Source organism: Pseudomonas sp. JH-2, from assembly GCF_036231725.1.
In the GTDB taxonomy this organism is placed as follows: Bacteria; Pseudomonadota; Gammaproteobacteria; order Pseudomonadales; family Pseudomonadaceae; genus Pseudomonas; species Pseudomonas delhiensis.
The window spans coordinates 15933-32823 of record NZ_JAZAQP010000021.1 but is presented as its reverse complement, the minus strand read 5'-3'; the positions used below and the strand labels follow the sequence as shown (position 1 = coordinate 32823).

Genomic DNA, 16891 nt, shown 5'->3' with positions numbered 1-16891 from the left:
GGCGCACGCGCAAGCGGAATCAGGCCAGTTCGTCGAAGCACTCGCCGATGATGCCCAGGCCGCGCTGCAGGTCGGCGTCGCTGACGGTCAGCGGCACGAGGATGCGCAAGACGTTGTAGTAGGTGCCGCAGGACAGCAGCACCAGACCCTTGTCGCGGGCCTTGGCGACGATCTTCGCGGTCAGCTCGGCGGCCGGGCTCTGGCCGTCGGCTTCGAACAGCTCCACCGCGACCATGGCGCCGAGGATGCGCACTTCGCCGATGCTGGCGTGGCGCTCGCCGATCTGGCGCAGACCGGCGCCGAGGATTTCGCCCACGGCCTTGGCGCGGTCCAGCAGGTTCTCTTCCTCGAAGGCCTCGATCACCGCCAGGGCGGCGGCGCAGGAGATCGGGTTGCCGGCGTAGGTGCCGCCCAGGCCGCCCGGGGCCACCGCGTCCATCAGTTCGGCGCGGCCAGCCACGCCGGCCAGCGGGAAGCCGCCGGCGATGGACTTGGCGAAGGTGGTCAGGTCGGCGGCGACGCCCATCTGCTCCATGGCGAAGAAGGTGCCGGTGCGGCCGGCGCCGGTCTGCACTTCGTCGGCGATCAGCACGATGCCGTGCTCGTCGCAGAGGGCGCGCAGGCGCTGCATGAAGTCCTTCGGCGCCGGGTTGAAACCGCCCTCGCCCTGCACCGGCTCGAGGATGATCGCGGCGATGTCGCGCGGCTGCGCGTCGTTCTTGAAGATGCGCTCGATGCTGGCGATCGACTCGTCCACCGACACGCCGTGCAGCGCATTCGGGTACTGCGCGCGGAACACGCCGCCGGGCATCAGGCCCAGGCCGGCGGAGTACGGCACCACCTTGCCGGTCAGGGCCAGGGTGTAGTGGGTGCGGCCGTGGTAGGCGCCGGTGAAGGCGATCACGCCGCTGCGGCCGGTGGCGGCGCGGGCGATCTTGATGGCGTTCTCCACGGCTTCGGCGCCGGTGGTCACCAGCAGGGTCTTCTTCTCGAAGTCGCCCGGCAGCATGCCGTTGATCTTCTCGGCCAGGGCCACGTAGCCCTCGTAGCCGAACACGTGGAAGCAGGTGTGGGTCAGCTTGGCCATCTGCGCCTGCACGGCGGCCATCACCTTCGGGTGCAGGTGGCCGGTGTTGAGCACGGCGATGCCGCCGGCGAAGTCCAGGTACTCGCGGCCTTCCACGTCCCAGATGGTGGCGTTCTCGGCGCGCTCGGCGTAGATCTGGTGGATCTGGCCGACGCCGCGCGGGATGGCGGCCATGCGCCGTTGTTGCAGGCTCTGGTTGCTGTTCATGCTGTCTCCAGGTCAGGAATGGGGTGGATGGACGCGCGTTACACGCCGAGGCACAGGTATTTGATTTCCAGGTAGTCCTCGATGCCGTACTTGGAACCTTCGCGGCCCAGGCCCGAGGCCTTGATGCCGCCGAAGGGGGCGACTTCGTTGGAGATGATCCCGGTGTTGATGCCGACGATGCCGTACTCCAGCGCCTCGCCGACGCGGAACACGCGGCCCAGGTCGCGGGCGTAGAAGTAGGCGGCCAGGCCGTACTCGGTGTCGTTGGACAGCTCGATCACCTCGGCCTCGTCCTTGAAGCGGAACAGCGGCGCCAGCGGGCCGAAGGTCTCGTCCTTGGAAACCAGGGCGTTCTTCGGCACGTCGACCAGGATGGTCGGCTCGAAGAAGGTGCCGCCCAGGGCGTGCGGCTTGCCGCCGGCGACCACTTTCGCGCCCTTGCTGACGGCATCGGCGATGTGCTCCTCGACCTTGGCCACGGCCTTGGCGTCGATCAGCGGGCCGGTGGTGACGCCCTGCTCCAGGCCATTGCCGATGTTCAGCCTGGCCACGGCGGCCTTCAGCTTCTCGACGAAGGCGTCGTACACGCCGTCCTGCACGTACAGGCGGTTGGCGCACACGCAGGTCTGGCCGTTGTTGCGGTACTTGGAAACCAGCGCGCCTTCGACGGCGGCATCCAGGTCGGCATCGTCGAAAACGATGAAGGGCGCGTTGCCGCCCAGCTCCAGGGAGACCTTCTTGATGTCCTTGGCGCACTCGGCCATCAGTTGGCGACCGATTTCGGTGGAGCCGGTGAAGGTCAGCTTGCGCACGATCGGGTTGCCGGTCAGCTCGCCGCCGACTTCGCCGGCGCTGCCGGTGACCACGCTGAACACGCCTTTCGGAATGCCGGCGCGCTCGGCCAGCTCGGCCAGGGCCAGGGCGGAATACGGGGTCTGCGAAGCGGGCTTGAGCACCATGGTGCAACCGGCGGCCAGGGCCGGGCCGGCTTTACGGGTGATCATCGCGGAAGGGAAGTTCCACGGGGTGATGGCCGCGGTGACGCCGATCGGCTGCTTGATCACCATCAGGCGCTTGTCCGGCTGGTGGCCGGGGATCATGTCGCCGTAGACGCGCTTGGCTTCCTCGGCGAACCACTCCAGGAACGACGCGGCGTAGGCGATCTCGCCCTTGGCTTCGGCCAGCGGCTTGCCCTGCTCGATGGTCATCAGGCGGGCCAGGTCATCCTGGTTCTCGATCATCAGCTCGAACCAGCGGCGCAGGCGGTTGGCGCGGTCCTTGGCGGTCAGCGCGCGCCAGGCCGGCAGGGCGCGGTCGGCGGCTTCGATGGCGCGGCGGGTCTCGGCGGCGCCCATCTTCGGCACGCTGCCGATGGTTTCGTTGGTGGCCGGGTTGTTGACCTTCAGGGTCTGGCCGTTGTCGGCATCCACCCAGGCGCCGTCGATATAGGCCTGCTGGCGGAACAGGCTGGAGTCTTTGAGTTGCACGCTGTCTTCCTCGTTATCGGTGGCGGGCGGCTCAGCCGGCGGCCCGCAGATTGATGTCCAGGGTGATGTCCGGGGTGGCGGCCTTGACGAAGTTGCCGCCCTGCGCGGCGACCTGTTCGCGAACCTTCTCGACGATGTAGGCGCCGATCGGGATGGCCGAGGTGGCCGCCGGCGACGGCGCGTTGCAGACGTTGACGCTGCGCTTGGTATTCACGAAGAGGAAGTCGTCGATCAGCTTGCCGTCGCGCGACACCGCCTGGGCGCGCACGCCGGCCGGGTACTCGGTGAGGTCGGCCTTGACGATGCTCGGGCAGTACTTCTGCACTTCCTTCAGGTAGCCGCCCTTGAACAGCGAGTTCTTCATCTCGATCAGGCCCGGGCGCAGGTTCTTCGCCAGCACCTTGAGGATGCCCGGCGTGGTCAGGGTCTCGAACAGGTCGCCGAGGCTGATGTCGCGCTTGCGGTAGCCCTCGCGCTTCATCGCCAGCACGGCGTTGGGGCCGACGGTGACGGTGCCGTCGATCATCCGCGTCAGGTGCACGCCGAGGAACGGCATGGACGGATCGGGGATCGGGTAGATCAGGTGGTTGACGATCTGGTTGTGCTGCTTGGGCAGCAGGTAGTACTCGCCACGGAACGGGCAGATGATGAACTGCGGCTGCAGGCCCAGCATGCGCACGATGCGGTCGGCCATCAGGCCCGAGCAGGTGACCAGGTAGCGGCCACGGAACTCGTTGTCGGTGGTGCGCACCACCACCTCGTCGGCGCGCTCGTCCAGCGCCGTCACCTCGGCGTTGTAGCGGATCTCGCCACCAGTTGCCTGGAACTCGCGGCCCATGGCGGCGGTGACTTCGGCGTAGCTGACGATGCCGCTGGAGGGCACGAAGATGCCGCCCATGCCAACGATGTTCGGCTCGCGCTCGCGCAGCTCGCCGGCGCTCAGCCAGTGGCGCTCCAGGCCGTTGGCGGCGGTGCGTTCCCAGAGCGCCTTCATGCGCTCCATCTCCAGCTCGTTGGTGGCCACCAGCAGCTTGCCGCATTCGTCGTAGCGGATGCCGTGCTTGTCGCAGAAGGCCTTGGTGGCCTTGTTGCCGGCCAGGCAGAACTTCGCCTTGAGGCTGCCGGGGGTGTAGTAGACGCCGGCGTGGATCACGCCGCTGTTGTGCCCGGTCTGGTGGCGGGCCGGGCCGGCTTCCTTCTCCAGCAGGAGGATCTTCGCGTCCGGGTAGACCTGGGTGAGTTGCATCGCGGTGGACATGCCGACGATGCCGCCGCCGATGATGATGAAATCGTACACAGCCATTACCTCGCGCACTGGCTCAGCTGAAAAAACTCCACAGGAGGGGCCGGCGGCGGAGGTCGTGCGCGGACGCTTCGCCAGCCGGCCCTCCCCTGTGGAAAGGGTGACGCGTTGGGGATTACTGGCCGCGCTGGTACAGCGGTTTCTGGTAGGCGATGTAGCCGCGCTGGCGCATCAGCTCGCGGCGCAGGCCCTCGTGCGGGGTGAAGCGGTCGCGACCGTGCAGCCAGAACAGGTTGTTGATCAGCAGGAAGCAGCCCTGGGGCACCGGCACCGAGAGCTTGGCCGGGCTGGTTTCCAGGGAGTCGGACAAGGCGTTCAGCCAGATGCCTTCCTCGAAGTCCTTCGGCTGCACGAACTGGTCGATGTAGCGCATGGTCGGGCGGCCTTCGGCGTCGCAGTCGAACACCGCGTGGAACACGTCCTCGCTGACCTTCTTGCTCGGCGGCGCGGTCCAGCGCATCTCGCGGCGGGCCAGCGGGTGGCGGTAGAACTCGTCCAGCTCGCTCCAGTCGTCCAGGTGCAGCAGCAGGGAGTTGCCGCCCTCCATGTTCTTCTCTTCGATCTTCATCATCAGCACGTAGTCGGTGATCTGGTTGACGAAGGTGCCGTCGTTGTGCAGCTCCATCACGCGGTGCGGCTGGCGCAGGTAGCTGTCGGAGTTGTCGCTGTTGACCACCACGAAGCGGGCGTAGAACTGGCCGCTCATGGCGTCGTAGTTGGAGCGGCCGACCAGGTGCGCCACGGCGGTGGAGAACTTCACCATGTCCTCGGCCTGGGCCACGTCGTCCAGGCCCAGGGGCTTGACCAGCATGCCGCCGGTGGCGCGGTCGAGGATGCTGTTCAGCAGCACCGGGCGCAGGGTGCCTTCGCACAGCTCGTCGAGGATCTGGGCGACGCGGAAGCGCAGGAACGACTTGTACTCCAGGGCCTGTACCGGCCACTGCGCCACCGCCTCGACGAAGGCCTGCACGGTCTCGCGGGCGAAGGTCAGCTCGAGCAGGCGCGGCGACTGCGCCGAAGGCGCTACCGAGTAGCCGCGGGTCTCCAGCGGCAGGGGCATGGCGAGGTCCTGGATGGAGGTGAAGGCGTTCATGGCGGTGTCCTGGCAATGATGGGTTGGCGCCGTCCGGCAATGACCTGGATCAGGCGGGCAGGAGAAAAATATCGCCACAAACTAAAAATGTCTACATTTTTATTTTTCAGCGACAAACACTCGCCTTGTCTATTGTTTTTCGTCCATACGACATTTGGGTATGATCCAGCGCAAATCCCCACAGGAGCTGGATTTGGAAGCGATCGCCCCCCGACAGAACTCCGCCGTCAGCGGTTACGAGTGGCTCAAGAAGGACATCATCCGCGGCGTCTTCAAACCGGGCGAGAAGCTGCTGATGAGCACCCTGAAGGAGCGCTACGACCTGGGCGTGGGCCCGCTGCGCGAGGCCCTGTCGCAACTGGTGGCCGAGCACCTGGTGGTCGCCATCAGCCAGAAAGGCTACCGCGTCGCGCCCATGTCGCTGGAGGAGATGAAGGACATCTACGACGCCCGCGCCAACCTGGAGGCGATGATCGTCGGCCTGGCCATCCAGCGCGGCGACGACGCCTGGGAAGCGCAGGTGCTGGCGCATTCGCACACCCTGGCCAAGGTGGTGGAGGTGAAGACCCGCGAGCAGCGCCTGGACGTCTGGGACGAGCGGCACAAGGCCTTCCACACGGCCATCGCCCAGGGCTGCGGCTCCAAGCACCTGCTGCAGGCGCGCACCTACCTGTTCGACCAGGCCGAGCGCTACCGCCACCTGTGGCTGACGCACACGGTGTTCTCGGAGGAAGCCCTGGAGCTCAAGCGCCAGGAACACGCCGCGCTGGTCGAGGCGATCCTCGCCCGCGACGCCGCGCGCGCCAGCGAGATGATGCGCAACCACCTGATGACGCCGGTGCCGATCATCGCGCAGATCATGCGCAACGGCGGCCTGGGCGAAGCCGCCCGCTGACGCCGGGCGTCGGCCGGCGCCACCCGCCGCGGCCGCCGCGCTAGACTGAAACGACGCCCCGCCGAGGGGCCGCCCGCCCCGGGCCGGCAATGACGCGCGAACCGCGGCTGCCGGCACGCGCCCGTCCCGGGCCGGCGCCTGCCCTGCCCCGTCGTTCGCCTCGCGTACGGAGAACCGGCACCTCCCGCCATCCACCCGGAGCCCCGCCGCCGCGCGGGCGCCCGACAGCGGAGGAGCTACCATGGACGAAGCCAAACTCAACGACTTCATGGGCCGCCTGGTCGCCGACATGGGCGGCGCGGCCATGCTGGCGAACGTCATCCTCGGCGACGAACTGGGCCTGTACCGGGCCATGGCCGACAACCAGCCGGTAAGCCCGCAGGCCCTGGCCGAACGCACCGGCTGCAACCCGCGGCTGCTGCGCGAATGGCTCAGCGCCCAGGCCGCCGCCGGCTACCTGGAACACGAAGGCGGCAACTTCCGCCTGCCCGAGGAACAGGCCATGGCCCTGGCCATCGAGGACTCGCCGGTGTACGTGGCCGGCGGCGCCGGCGTGCTGGCCTCGCTGTACCAGGACAAGGACAAGCTGGTGGCCGCCATGCGCGGCGACGGCGCCCTGCCCTGGGGCGACCACCACCCCTGCCTGTTCCGCGGCACCGAACGCTTCTTCCGCCCCGGCTACCGCGCGCATCTTGTAGAGGAGTGGCTGCCGGCGCTGGACGACGTGGTGGCCAAGCTGCAGCACGGCGCACAGGTGGCCGACATCGGCTGCGGCCACGGCGCCTCCACGGTGATCATGGCCCAGGCCTTCCCGGCCTCGCGCTTCGCCGGCTTCGACTACCACGCGCCCTCGGTGGAAACCGCCAGCCAGCGCGCCCGCGAGGCCGGCGTCGAGGACCGGGTGAGCTTCGCCAGGGCCAGCGCCAAGGACTACCTGGGCGAGTACGACCTGATCTGCTACTTCGACTGCCTGCACGACATGGGCGACCCGGTGGGCGCCGCCCGCCACGCCCTGCGCCACCTGGCGCCGGACGGCACGGTGCTGCTGGTGGAGCCCTACGCCGGCGACCGCCTGGAGGACAACCTGACGCCCATCGGCAAGCTGTTCTACGCCGCCTCGACCTTCATCTGCACACCCAACTCGCTGTCCCAGGAAGTGGGCCTGGGCCTGGGCGCCCAGGCCGGAGAGGCAAGGCTGCGCGCGGTGTTCGAGGAAGCCGGATTCAGCCGCTTCCGCCGGGCGGCGGAAACGCCGTTCAACCTGATCCTCGAAGCGCGGCCATGAGGGGTCGGTCGTAGGAACAACTGCCTTGCAGGCCGCGCCGGGCTGCTCGCTCCTACGAGAAGCCGTGCCCGCCGGTACGTTCGGCTATCGCGGATAAGATCCGCTCCTACGCCATTCCCGGCACCGTGCCTCCTGTAGGAGCGGGTGGAATTGCGTAGGGCGAATAACCGTTCGCGGTTATCCGCCGCCTCACCTTTCTCATCGACCATGCCTCGGTCAATCCGGGGGAATGCATGACCAGCGCCAAGCTCGACACCGAGCAGGCCGGTAACCAAGGTCAAACGGCGGATAACGCCACAGGCGTTATGCGCCCTACGGGTTGGAATGGCGTGGGTGGGTGCCACTCAGGCCCGGAAATGGCTCGGCGGCTGGCCGCTCCAGCGCTGGAAGGCGTGGCGCAGGCTGGCGGTCTCGCTGAAGCCGAGTTCCTCGGCGATGCGGTAGATGGGCATGTCGCCGCCCTGCAGCAGTTCCTTGGCGCGGGCGAAGCGCAGTTCGTCGAGCAGTTGCTGGTAGCTGGTCTGCTGTTGCTGCAGGTGGCGGCGCAGGCTGCGCGAGGAGCAGTTCAGGCGCCGCGCCAGCTCCTCCAGGCCCGGCGGCGCCTGCAGGCGCTCGCCGAGGATGCCGCGGACCTTGTCCAGCCAGGCGCGGCGGGCGGCCAGGTCGACGTTCTGGCGGCGGCACTGTTCGAGCATCTCGCGGTGCGTCACCGGGTCGGCCAGGGGCAGGCGGCGCTCCAGCCAGGCGGCGGGGAAGCCGAAGGCGCTGCGCGAGGCGCCGAAGCGCAGGTCACAGGCGAAGCCCTCGGCGTAGGCGGCCTCGCGTTCGGGCGGGCCGGCATAGTCGAACTCGGCGCACAGCAGTTCCAGCGGCTGGCCCAGCAGGTCGCCGCAGGTGACCCTCATCGAGCCCAGGCACAGTTCGGTGTTGAACGGCCGCAAGGCCTCGTCCTCGCTGTAGCCGGTGGCCACCAGCCAGGCCACCTCGCCCTCCACCTGCAGCGACAGGTGGAAGTAGGTGCCCAGCAGCACCGGGTAGCTCAGGCCGATGCGCAGCGCTTCGCCCAGGGTCGGCGCCGAGAGCAGCGCGTAGCCCAGCAGGCCGTAGGCGGAAATCCGTGTGCGCAGGCCCAGGCGCAGGCCCAGGGCGGGCTCGGCGGCCAGGCGCTCGGCGTTGGCGAACACCTGCTGCTCCTGCCAGGGGCTGACCAGCCGGCGCAGGTCCACCAGGTCGGCGGCGGTGATGCCGCTGCCTTCGAGGATGCTGTCGCGCTCATGGCCTTCGGCTTCCAGCAGGGAAACCGTCAGCGTGGTCATGTGCAGGGAGTTGAGCCAGGTGTTGCGGGAGAAGCTGGTTCCGGTCATGTCTTGCCCATCGGTGCGCTGCGCCGTGCCCGCGATGTTACCGTCGCGGGCATGGGATTTGGCAAGGCAAAGGCGGCAATTGTAGGAGCGGGCCCTGCCCGCGATTCGCGCGCAGGGCGCGCTCCTACAGGGGAGCGCGATGGTTGGCGCAGCGCAGTGGGCTCACCCACGCGAAAGGAAGCGCATCCCCTCTTCCAGCCCGCGCAGGGTCAGCGGGTACATCTGGTCCTTCACCAACTCGCGCACCAGGTTGGTGGAAGCGGTGTAGTTCCAGGTGTCCTTCGGGTAGGGGTTGATCCAGATGAGCTTCTTGTACTTCTCCATGAAGCGCTGCATCCACACGTAGCCGGCTTCCTCGTTCCAGTGCTCGACGCTGCCGCCGGCCTGGGTGATCTCGTAGGGCGCCATGGCCGCGTCGCCGACGAACACCACCTTGTAGTCCGGCCCGTACTTGTGCAGCAGGTCGAAGGTGGCGGTGCGCTCGTTGCCGCGGCGCAGGTTGTTCTTCCACACCGATTCGTAGATGAAGTTGTGGAAGTAGAAGTACTCCAGGTGCTTGAACTCGGTCTTGCAGGCCGAGAACAGCTCCTCGCAGACCTTCACGTGGGCGTCCATCGAGCCGCCGATGTCCAGCAGCAGCAGGAGCTTCACGGTGTTGCGCCGCTCCGGGCGCATCTGGATGTTCAGCAGCCCGGCGTCCTTCGCCGTGTGGTCGATGGTGCCGTCGATGTCCAGCTCTTCCGCCGCGCCCTCGCGGGCGAACTTGCGCAGGCGGCGCAGGGCGATCTTGATGTTGCGGGTGCCCAGTTCGACCTGGTCGTCGAGGTTCTTGTACTCGCGCTGGTCCCACACCTTGGCCGCCTTGCCCTGGCGCTTGCCGGCATCGCCCACGCGGATGCCCTCGGGGTTGAAACCGCCGGAGCCGAACGGGCTGGTGCCGCCGGTGCCGATCCACTTGTTGCCGCCGGCGTGGCGTTCCTTCTGCTCCTCGAGACGCTTCCTGAACTCCTCGATGAGCTTGTCCAGGCCGCCCAGGGACTGGATCTGCGCGCGCTCCTCGTCGGTCAGCAGGCGCTCGAACTCCTTGCGCAGCCATTCCTCGGGAATCAGCGCCTTGAGGTGGTCGTCGAGCTTCTCCAGGCCCTTGAAGTAGGCGCCGAAGGCCCGGTCGAACTTATCGAAATGGCGCTCGTCCTTCACCATGATGGTGCGGGCGAGGTAGTAGAACTCGTCCATGTCGGCGAACACCACGCGCTGCTGGAGCGCATTGATCAGGTCCAGCAGCTCGCGCACCGACACCGGCACCTTGGCCGCGCGCATTTCGTTGAACAGGTTGAGCAGCATGGCTGCACCCTCTCATGAAGCATTGCTCTTGTAGGAGCGAGCTTGCTCGCGAACCCTGCGAACCCGCAAAGAGCTTCGCGAGCAAGCTCGCCCCTACGAAGAGCCGGTCAAATTCAGCGCGAAGCGCGGCGGCTCATGAAGGCGAGACGTTCCAGCAGCTGCACGTCCTGCTCGTTCTTCACCAGGGCCCCGGCCAGCGGCGGGATGGCCTTGGTCGGGTCGCGCTCGCGCAGCACCGCCTCGCCGATGTCGTCGGCCATCAGCAGCTTCAGCCAGTCCACCAGTTCGCTGGTGGAGGGCTTCTTCTTCAGGCCCGGCACCTTGCGCACGTCGAAGAAGATGTCCAGCGCCTCGCTGACCAGCGAGGCCTTGATGCCCGGGTAGTGCACGTCGACGATCTTCTGCAGCGTCTCGCGGTCGGGGAAGGCGATGTAGTGGAAGAAGCAGCGGCGCAGGAAGGCGTCGGGCAGCTCCTTCTCGTTGTTCGAGGTGATGATGATGATCGGGCGCTGCCTGGCCTTGATGGTCTCGTTGGTCTCGTAGACGTAGAACTCCATCTTGTCGAGTTCCTGCAGCAGGTCGTTGGGGAACTCGATGTCGGCCTTGTCGATCTCGTCGATCAGCAGGATGACGCGCTCGTCGGCCTCGAAGGCCTCCCAGAGCTTGCCCTTCTTGATGTAGTTGCGCACGTCGTGGACCTTGTCCACGCCCAGCTGCGAGTCGCGCAGGCGGCTCACCGCGTCGTACTCGTAGAGGCCCTGGTGGGCCTTGGTGGTGGACTTGATGTGCCAGGTGATCAGCTTGGCGCCGAAGGCTTCGGCCAGCTGCTCGGCGAGCATGGTCTTGCCGGTGCCCGGCTCGCCCTTCACCAGCAGCGGGCGCTGCAGGGTGATGGAGGCGTTGACCGCCAGCTTGAGGTCGTCGGTGGCGACGTAGGACTGGGTGCCTTCGAACTTCATCGGGGAATCCTCGAACGGTATCGGCCGGGCCGCGGCCCGGGCTGCGGGAACAGGGGGGACAGACTGCGACTATACCGCGCAGTTCGGGCGAGTGTGAACGCAGGCATGGCATTCAGTCACTGAATGCACGGCCGCCAATCCATTCGTCGAACGCTGTCGGCGCCGCTCCACCCTCGCATCCCGCCGCCGTCGCGGGACCGATCTTTCCGCCGGTTTCGCGGCTTTACGGCCAGGGCGCCGGGGAATAGGCTGGTGGGTCAGCATCGATCCACAAGGACACCCATCATGAGCCGCATCTTCGCAGACAACGCGCAGTCCATCGGCAACACGCCGCTGGTCCAGATCAACCGCCTGGCCCCGCGCGGCGTCACCATCCTGGCCAAGATCGAGGGCCGCAACCCCGGCTACTCGGTGAAGTGCCGCATCGGCGCCAGCATGATCTGGGATGCCGAGTCCAGCGGCCGGCTGAAACCGGGCATGACCATCGTCGAGCCGACCTCCGGCAACACCGGCATCGGCCTGGCCTTCGTCGCCGCCGCGCGCGGCTACAGGCTGGTGCTGACCATGCCCGCCTCCATGAGCCTGGAGCGGCGCAAGGTGCTCAAGGCCCTGGGCGCCGAACTGGTCCTCACCGAGCCGGCCAAGGGTATGAAGGGCGCCATCGCCAAGGCCGAGGAACTGGTGGCCGAGAACCCCGGGCAGTACTTCATGCCGGCGCAGTTCGACAACCCGGCCAACCCGGCGATCCACGAGAAGACCACCGGCCCGGAGATCTGGAACGACACCGACGGCGCGGTGGACGTGCTGGTGGCCGGCGTCGGCACCGGCGGCACCATCACCGGCGTGTCGCGCTTCATCAAGAACACCAGGGGCAAGCCGATCCTCTCGGTGGCGGTGGAGCCGACCAGCTCGCCGGTGATCAGCCAGACCCTCGCCGGCGAGGAGGTCAAGCCCTCGCCACACAAGATCCAGGGCATCGGCGCCGGCTTCGTGCCGAAGAACCTCGACCTGGCCATGGTCGACCGCGTCGAGCTGGTCGGCGACGACGAGGCCCGCAGCATGGCCCAGCGCCTGATGCACGAGGAAGGCATCCTCTGCGGCATCTCCTGCGGCGCCGCCATGGCCGCCGCCGTGCGCCTGGCCGAGGAGCCGACGATGCAGGGCAAGACCATCGTGGTCATCCTGCCCGACTCGGCCGAGCGCTACCTGTCGAGCATGCTCTTCGAGGGCGTGTTCGAAGAACAGGAAATGGTCCAGTAGGCCCTGTGCGCCGCCCCGCTCCGGGGCGGCGCCCCGCCCGGCGGCCCTTTGCCACTGTCTGCGGACCCGCGGGCAACCGCGCCCCCTCCACATCCTCCGGCAATCCGGTTATTCCTTGAGCAGCCGTGGCCCAACCCCGGCCGCGCCACTACCGCTTGCCGTCAGGAAACAACAATGAAAACGACCGCACCGCTGTCCAGTGCCCTCGCGCTTTCCCTCACCCTGGGCGCCGCCGGCGCACAGGCCGAGACACTGAAGATCTACAACTGGTCCGACTACATCGCCCCGGACACCGTCGCCACCTTCGGCAAGGAAACCGGCATCCAGACCACCTACGACGTCTACGACAGCAACGAGACGCTGGATGGCAAGCTGATGACCGGCAAGTCCGGCTACGACATCGTGGTGCCGTCCAACCACTTCATGGCCAAGCAGATCCAGGCCGGCGCGCTGAAGAAGCTGGACAAGAGCCAGCTGCCCAACTGGAAGAACCTCAACCCGGTGCTGATGAAAGCCCTGGAGGTCAACGACCCGGGCAACCAGTACGGCTTCCCCTACCTGTGGGGCACCACCGGCATCGGCTACAACCCGGCCAAGGTCAGGGAAGTGCTGGGCGCAGATGCACCGGTCGACTCCTGGGACCTGTTCTTCAAGCCCGAGTACATGCAGAAGCTGGCCAAGTGCGGCGTCGCCGTGCTGGACAACGGCCCCGAGCTGCTGCCCATCGCCCTGAACTACCTGGGCCTGCCGCACCACAGCCAGAACCCCGAGGACTACAAGAAGGCCGAGGCGGCGCTGCTGAAGGTGCGCCCCTACATCGCCTACTTCCACTCCTCGAAGTACGTCAGCGACCTGGCCAACGGCAACATCTGCGTGGCCGTCGGCTTCTCCGGCGACATCCTGCAGGCCGCCACCCGCGCCAAGGAAGCCAACAACGGCATCGAGATCCACTACTCCACGCCCAAGGAAGGCTCGCCGCTGTGGTTCGACATGGTCGCCATGCCGGCCGACGCGCCCGACGAGAAGGCCGCCTACGCCTTCATGAACTACCTGCTGCGCCCCGACGTCATGGCCGGCATCAGCAACTACGTGCACTACGCCAACGGCAACCTGGCCGCCGAGCCGCTGGTGGACGCGGCGATCAAGGCCGACCCGGCGATCTACCCGCCGCAGGACAAGATGGCCAAGCTGTTCGCCCTGCAGTCCATGCCGATGAAGATCGACCGCCTGCGCACCCGCATCTGGACCAACGTCAAGACCGGCAAGTAAGGCCCCACGGGCTCCCGTCGCGGCGGGGGCCCGTTGCCTGGCGAATCGTCGCCGGGCTCGCGCGCCTGGCGCGAAACTCTCGCTCCCCCTCGCCTTCGCCCACAGGCGCCGCTATAGTCTGCCTCGACGCCACCACCAGCCAGAGCCCGGCCATGCCCCTCTCCCACGCGAACCTCGCCCTCTCCATCGCCGCCCGCGGCGAGGCCGGGGCGCGCCCGCGTGGTGCCGTCGCCCTCCTGTCGCCTCCCGTCGCCGCTGCTGTCGCAGCGCCTCCGCCCCCGTGCGTAGCGGCCTGCCCGCCGCCGGGCGCCAGCGCCTTCTGACAGCGCCCCAGCGCCTTTCCTGAACGCATCGCCGCCGCGCCCGCGCGCCGCGGACTGCACCCGGCCGCCTGCCCGCCAGCCGGCCACCGCTTGCAAGACAGGTGACGACATGTCCCGAATCAACGCTTCCACCCTGGTCGGCGTGACCAGCTCCAGCCTCTTCGTGCTGCTCTGGAGCAGCGCCGCCATCGCCTCCAAGTGGGGCCTGGCCCATGCCTCGCCGCTGGCCTTCCTCATCGGCCGCTTCGCCATCGCCCTGGCCGCCCTGCTGGTCCTCGGCCCGCTGCTCGGCCTGCGCCTGCCGCGGCAGCCGCGCGAGCGCCGCCGCGCCCTGCTCACCGGCCTGGTGCTGCTAGGCTTCTACCCGATCTTCTACGTCTGGGCCCTGCAACTGCAGGTCACCCCGGGGATGATCGCCACCCTGCTCGGCGTGCAGCCGATCCTCACCGGCCTGCTCACCGAACGGCGCTTCGGCGCCACCCGCCTGGCCGGGCTGCTGCTCGGCCTGGGCGGGCTGGTACTGGTGGTCTGGCAAGGCATGGGCCTCGCCGGGCTGTCCTTCGCCGGCCTGGGCTGCGCGCTGCTGGCGCTGCTGGGTATCACCCTCGGCACCCTCCTGCAGAAGGGCCTGAGCGAAAGCCCGCTGGGCAGCCTGCCGCTGCAGTACGTGGCCGGCCTCGCGCTGTGCCTGGTGCTGCTGCCGACGCAGCCGCTGCACTTCGACTGGAGCCTGGAGCTGATCGCCAGCCTGCTGTGGATGGGCCTGCTGATCTCGGTGGGCGCCACCCTGCTGCTCTACCGGCTGATCGCGCGCGGCAACCTGGTGCAGGTCACCAGCCTGTTCTACCTGGTGCCGGCGGTGACCGCGCTGCTGGACTACCTGGCCTTCGGCAACCGCCTGGGCGCCCTCAGCCTGCTGGGCATGGGGCTGATCGTGCTCGGCCTGCTGCTGGTGTTCCGCCCGCGGCCGGAGCGCGCCGAGGCACTGGCCGAGCGACGCTGAACGGACGGGGGCGGCAGCGCCCCCGCTTCCCCGACCGCCCGGTCACCCACGGCGCTTTCGCCGCCCCCGGAGTCTGGCTAAGCTCGCTGCACAGGACACGCACGAGAGGCGCGCCATGCTCCACGCCCAGATCGCCCAGACCATCCTCGACGGCTTCGACATCTACCGCGAGCGCTTCAAGCAGATCACCGACGACGCCCAGGAACGCTTCGAGCGGGCGCAGTGGCAGGAAATCCAGCGCACCTCCGCCGAGCGCATCAACCTCTACGAGGAAAAGGTCGGCGAGACCGTGGCCCGCGTCACCGCCGACTTCGACCCGGGGGCATTGCTGGACGTGGAGCGCTGGCCGCTGATCAAGAGCGCCTACATCGGCCTGATCGACCCGCGCAACGACGACGAGCTGGCGGAAACCTGGTTCAACTCGATCTTCTGCGGGCTGTTCAGCCACGACAACATCAGCGACGGCACCATGTTCGTGCACACCACGCGGCCGTCGCTGCGCGCCCACACCCGCGACCCGCACACCCGCCTCTACCGGCCCCAGGGCAACCTGCGGCGGGCGCTGCAGCAGGTTTTCGCCGACTACCGCTTCCAGGTGCCCTACGAGGACGCCGAAGGCGACCTGGCGCGCCTGGACGCCCTGCTGCACAGCAACCTGCCCGACTGGGTGTGCAAGGACCCGGACCTGGCCCTGGAGCTGATCGGCTCGGTGTTCTACCGCAACAAGGGCGCCTACCTGGTGGGCCGCCTGTACACCCCGGACGAGCAGTGGCCGCTGGTGTTCCCGCTGATCCACCGCGAAGGCCAGGGCATCCGCTTCGACACCGTGATCACCGACGAGGCGGAGGTGTCGATCATCTTCTCCTTCACCCGCTCCTACTTCATGGTCGACGTGCCGGTGCCGGCGGAGCTGGTGGCCTTCCTCAAGCGCCTGCTGCCGGGCAAGCACATCGCCGAGCTGTATACCTCCATCGGCTTCTACAAGCAGGGCAAGAGCGAGTTCTACCGCGCCCTGATCAACCACCTGGCGACCACCGACGACCGCTTCGTCATGGCCCCCGGGGTGCGTGGCATGGTGATGAGCGTGTTCACCCTGCCCGGCTTCAACACCGTGTTCAAGATCATCAAGGACAACTTCAACCCGGCCAAGACCGTCGACCACGCCACCGTGGTGCAGAAATACCAGCTGGTGAAGAACCACGACCGCGTCGGCCGCCTGGCCGACACCCAGCAGTTCGCCGACTTCCGCTTCCCGGTGGGCAAGTTCGACCCCGACTGCCTGGCCGAGCTGCTGGAGGTGGCGCCCTCCACCGTGGTGCTGGAGGGCGACGTGGTGCTGATCCGCCACTGCTGGACCGAACGCCGCATGACCCCGCTCAACCTCTACCTGGAGCACGCCACCGAGGCCCAGGTGCACGAGGCGCTGTACGACTACGGCCTGGCCATCAAGCAGCTGGCGGCGGCGAACATCTTCCCCGGCGACATGCTGCTGAAGAACTTCGGCGTCACCCGCCACGGCCGCGTGGTGTTCTACGACTACGACGAGATCAGCTACCTCACCGAGGTGAACTTCCGCCACATCCCGCCGCCGCGCTACGAGGAGGACGAGATGTCGTCCGAGCCCTGGTACTCGGTGGGGCCGATGGACGTGTTCCCCGAGGAGTTCCCGCGCTTCCTGTTCGTCGACCTGAAGCTGCGCCGGCTGTTCGCCAAGCTGCACGGCGACCTCTACGACGCGGACTACTGGAAGAGCCTGCAGGCGCAGATACGGGCGGGCAAGGTGATAGACGTGTTCCCCTACCGGCGCAATGAGCTGCCGGAGAAGGCGCTGGCGGAGTAGGCGCTTGTTTTTGCGAATGGGGTTTCCCGGTGACTATGGTGTTTCGGGTGAACTCCGTTCCCTCTCCCTAACCCTCTCCCTGAAGGGAGAGGGGACCGTTAGGTGAATGTGGATATTTCGGCGTCAGCCGGAAATGACGTTTCAGGTTGAAACCATTGCTATCCACCGGCAC

The 16891-nt window shown here is 67.7% G+C and carries 13 protein-coding genes; 6 read left to right on the top strand and 7 right to left on the bottom strand.

Annotated features, from left to right (window positions below; translation table 11 throughout):
* Nucleotides 1-19: 19 nt before the first annotated feature.
* The 4 genes from gabT to glaH all read right to left on the bottom strand — a co-directional run bounded on the left by gabT (nt 20) and on the right by glaH (nt 5177).
* Nucleotides 20-1294 carry a 4-aminobutyrate--2-oxoglutarate transaminase gene (gene gabT, locus VV867_RS16030; protein WP_109936137.1) on the bottom strand — a complete coding sequence of 425 codons (1275 nt, stop codon included), beginning with the start codon at nt 1292-1294 and terminating at the stop codon, nt 20-22.
* Between the two features lie 38 nt (nt 1295-1332).
* Complete coding sequence (gabD, locus tag VV867_RS16025) at nt 1333-2781, bottom strand: NADP-dependent succinate-semialdehyde dehydrogenase (protein ID WP_328566963.1); 1449 nt, start codon at nt 2779-2781, stop codon at nt 1333-1335.
* A 31-nt stretch (nt 2782-2812) separates the two neighbouring features.
* Nucleotides 2813-4078 (bottom strand): L-2-hydroxyglutarate oxidase, encoded by a 1266-nt coding sequence (lhgO, locus tag VV867_RS16020; RefSeq protein WP_328566962.1) that lies wholly within the window; start codon nt 4076-4078, stop codon nt 2813-2815.
* Between the two features lie 121 nt (nt 4079-4199).
* A complete protein-coding gene (gene glaH, locus VV867_RS16015; protein ID WP_275629193.1) occupies nt 4200-5177 on the bottom strand; it encodes a glutarate dioxygenase GlaH in 978 nt (325 codons plus the stop codon).
* A 193-nt stretch (nt 5178-5370) separates the two neighbouring features.
* On the opposite strand from glaH, the gene csiR reads away from it, so the two are divergent.
* Nucleotides 5371-6072 carry a DNA-binding transcriptional regulator CsiR gene (gene csiR, locus VV867_RS16010; protein WP_176450341.1) on the top strand — a complete coding sequence of 234 codons (702 nt, stop codon included), beginning with the start codon at nt 5371-5373 and terminating at the stop codon, nt 6070-6072.
* A gap of 241 nt (nt 6073-6313) precedes the next feature.
* Nucleotides 6314-7357 carry a class I SAM-dependent methyltransferase gene (locus VV867_RS16005; protein ID WP_328566961.1) on the top strand — a complete coding sequence of 348 codons (1044 nt, stop codon included), beginning with the start codon at nt 6314-6316 and terminating at the stop codon, nt 7355-7357.
* Between the two features lie 344 nt (nt 7358-7701).
* Here VV867_RS16005 and VV867_RS16000 read toward each other — a convergent pair whose 3' ends face one another.
* The 3 genes from VV867_RS16000 to VV867_RS15990 form a co-directional block, all read right to left on the bottom strand.
* Nucleotides 7702-8721 carry an AraC family transcriptional regulator gene (locus tag VV867_RS16000; protein ID WP_328566960.1) on the bottom strand — a complete coding sequence of 340 codons (1020 nt, stop codon included), beginning with the start codon at nt 8719-8721 and terminating at the stop codon, nt 7702-7704.
* A gap of 162 nt (nt 8722-8883) precedes the next feature.
* Nucleotides 8884-10065 carry a vWA domain-containing protein gene (locus VV867_RS15995; protein ID WP_328566959.1) on the bottom strand — a complete coding sequence of 394 codons (1182 nt, stop codon included), beginning with the start codon at nt 10063-10065 and terminating at the stop codon, nt 8884-8886.
* Between the two features lie 113 nt (nt 10066-10178).
* Nucleotides 10179-11024 carry an AAA family ATPase gene (locus tag VV867_RS15990; protein WP_009623574.1) on the bottom strand — a complete coding sequence of 282 codons (846 nt, stop codon included), beginning with the start codon at nt 11022-11024 and terminating at the stop codon, nt 10179-10181.
* A gap of 285 nt (nt 11025-11309) precedes the next feature.
* Here VV867_RS15990 and cysK point away from each other — a divergent pair, with 285 nt between their 5' ends.
* From cysK to aceK, 4 genes are all read left to right on the top strand, one after another.
* Nucleotides 11310-12284 (top strand): cysteine synthase A, encoded by a 975-nt coding sequence (gene cysK / locus VV867_RS15985; protein WP_109936143.1) that lies wholly within the window; start codon nt 11310-11312, stop codon nt 12282-12284.
* A 174-nt stretch (nt 12285-12458) separates the two neighbouring features.
* Nucleotides 12459-13553: a polyamine ABC transporter substrate-binding protein gene (locus VV867_RS15980; protein WP_328566958.1), complete on the top strand. Its 1095-nt coding sequence runs from the start codon at nt 12459-12461 to the stop codon at nt 13551-13553.
* 432 nt (nt 13554-13985) lie between these two features.
* Nucleotides 13986-14879: a DMT family transporter gene (locus VV867_RS15975; RefSeq protein ID WP_328566957.1), complete on the top strand. Its 894-nt coding sequence runs from the start codon at nt 13986-13988 to the stop codon at nt 14877-14879.
* Between the two features lie 115 nt (nt 14880-14994).
* Nucleotides 14995-16719 (top strand): bifunctional isocitrate dehydrogenase kinase/phosphatase, encoded by a 1725-nt coding sequence (gene aceK / locus VV867_RS15970; RefSeq protein ID WP_275629189.1) that lies wholly within the window; start codon nt 14995-14997, stop codon nt 16717-16719.
* Nucleotides 16720-16891: the final 172 nt, after the last annotated feature.

Bases quoted from the DNA above. Each gene is read 5' to 3' on its own strand.
- VV867_RS15980 (WP_328566958.1), top strand. From the start codon at position 12,459: ATGAAAACGACCGCACCGCTGTCCAGTGCCCTCGCGCTTTCCCTCACC.
- aceK (WP_275629189.1), top strand. From the start codon at position 14,995: ATGCTCCACGCCCAGATCGCCCAGACCATCCTCGACGGCTTCGACATC.
- VV867_RS15995 (WP_328566959.1), bottom strand. From the start codon at position 10,065: ATGCTGCTCAACCTGTTCAACGAAATGCGCGCGGCCAAGGTGCCGGTG.
- VV867_RS16005 (WP_328566961.1), top strand. From the start codon at position 6,314: ATGGACGAAGCCAAACTCAACGACTTCATGGGCCGCCTGGTCGCCGAC.
- cysK (WP_109936143.1), top strand. From the start codon at position 11,310: ATGAGCCGCATCTTCGCAGACAACGCGCAGTCCATCGGCAACACGCCG.
- VV867_RS15975 (WP_328566957.1), top strand. From the start codon at position 13,986: ATGTCCCGAATCAACGCTTCCACCCTGGTCGGCGTGACCAGCTCCAGC.
- gabT (WP_109936137.1), bottom strand. From the start codon at position 1,294: ATGAACAGCAACCAGAGCCTGCAACAACGGCGCATGGCCGCCATCCCG.
- VV867_RS15990 (WP_009623574.1), bottom strand. From the start codon at position 11,024: ATGAAGTTCGAAGGCACCCAGTCCTACGTCGCCACCGACGACCTCAAG.
- VV867_RS16000 (WP_328566960.1), bottom strand. From the start codon at position 8,721: ATGACCGGAACCAGCTTCTCCCGCAACACCTGGCTCAACTCCCTGCAC.
- glaH (WP_275629193.1), bottom strand. From the start codon at position 5,177: ATGAACGCCTTCACCTCCATCCAGGACCTCGCCATGCCCCTGCCGCTG.